This is a genomic window from Staphylococcus sp. EG-SA-2 (assembly GCF_017152085.1).
Window position 1 is genome coordinate 1 of sequence record NZ_JACYHC010000695.1, and the last position, 1,925, is coordinate 1,925.

Sequence of the window (1,925 nt, forward strand, 5' to 3'; positions counted from 1 at the left end):
TTTAGTGAATCCCAAGTTCCAGGAACAGATGCCTTACAAGCTTTATATTTAGATGATCAAGTAATGGAATTTGATTTAACGCCGAATCGTGCAGATGCTTTAAGTATGATAGGTACTGCTTATGAAGTTGCAGCATTATATAATACAAAAATGACTAAGCCAGAGACAACATCAAATGAGCTTGAGTTATCTGCAAATGATGAATTGACTGTGACAATTGAAAATGAAGATAAAGTACCATATTATAGTGCACGTGTTGTTCACGACGTGACAATTGAACCTTCGCCAATTTGGATGCAAGCACGCTTAATAAAAGCGGGTATACGTCCTATTAATAATGTTGTTGACATTTCAAATTATGTGTTATTAGAATACGGTCAACCATTGCACATGTTTGATCAAGATGCGATTGGTTCACAACAAATTGTTGTTCGTCAAGCTAATGAAGGCGAAAAAATGACAACATTAGATGATACAGAACGTGAATTATTAACGAGCGATATTGTCATTACTAATGGACAAACTCCAATTGCATTAGCTGGTGTTATGGGTGGCGATTTTTCAGAAGTTAAAGAACAAACATCAAATATAGTGATTGAAGGTGCTATTTTTGATCCAGTTTCAATTCGTCATACATCAAGACGTTTAAATTTACGCAGTGAATCATCTAGTCGTTTTGAAAAAGGAATAGCTACTGAATTTGTAGATGAAGCAGTCGACCGTGCATGTTATTTATTACAAACTTATGCAAACGGAAAAGTGCTAAAAGATAGAGTGTCTTCAGGAGAACTTGGTGCATTTATTACACCAATCGACATCACTGCTGATAAAATTAATCGCACTATTGGATTTGATTTGTCACAAAATGATATTGTTACTATTTTTAATCAACTAGGGTTTGATACAGAAATAAATGATGATGTTATTACAGTGCTAGTACCATCACGTCGTAAAGATATTACAATTAAAGAAGATTTAATTGAAGAAGTTGCACGTATATATGGATACGACGATATTCCATCAACGTTACCTGTCTTCGATAAAGTTACTAGTGGTCAGCTAACTGATCGCCAATATAAAACTAGAATGGTTAAAGAAGTGTTAGAAGGTGCTGGATTAGATCAAGCTATTACGTATTCGTTAGTTTCTAAAGAGGATGCTACTGCATTTTCGATGCAACAGCGTCAAACAATTGATTTATTGATGCCAATGAGTGAAGCGCATGCGTCATTACGTCAAAGTTTATTACCACATTTAATCGAAGCAGCATCATATAATGTGGCACGCAAAAATAAAGATGTAAAATTATTTGAAATCGGCAATGTCTTCTTTGCTAATGGAGAAGGTGAACTACCAGATCAAGTTGAATATTTAAGTGGTATTTTAACTGGAGATTATGTAGTCAATCAATGGCAAGGTAAGAAAGAAACGGTTGATTTCTATTTAGCAAAAGGTGTCGTGGATCGAGTATCTGAAAAGTTAAACCTTGAATTTAGTTATCGTCGTGCTGATATTGATGGATTACATCCAGGTCGTACTGCTGAAATCTTATTAGAGAATAAAGTTGTTGGTTTTATTGGTGAATTACATCCAACATTAGCAGCTGATAATGATTTAAAACGTACGTATGTTTTTGAGTTGAATTTTGATGCATTAATGGCTGTGTCGGTAGGTTACATTAATTACCAGCCAATTCCGAGATTCCCAGGCATGTCTCGTGACATTGCATTAGAAGTAGATCAAAATATTCCAGCAGCTGATTTATTATCAACGATTCATGCACACGGTGGCAATATATTAAAAGATACACTTGTCTTTGATGTATATCAGGGCGAACATTTAGAAAAAGGTAAAAAATCAATTGCAATACGTTTAAATTATTTAGACACAGAAGAAACATTGACAGATGAGCGCGTTTCAAAAGT

Annotated in this window: 1 protein-coding gene; it reads left to right on the plus strand. The window is 34.6% G+C overall.

Annotated features, from left to right (window positions below):
* A partial coding sequence (gene pheT, locus IDG60_RS12695) for a phenylalanine--tRNA ligase subunit beta (RefSeq protein WP_206160760.1) occupies positions 1-1,925 on the plus strand: 1,925 nt, incomplete at both ends.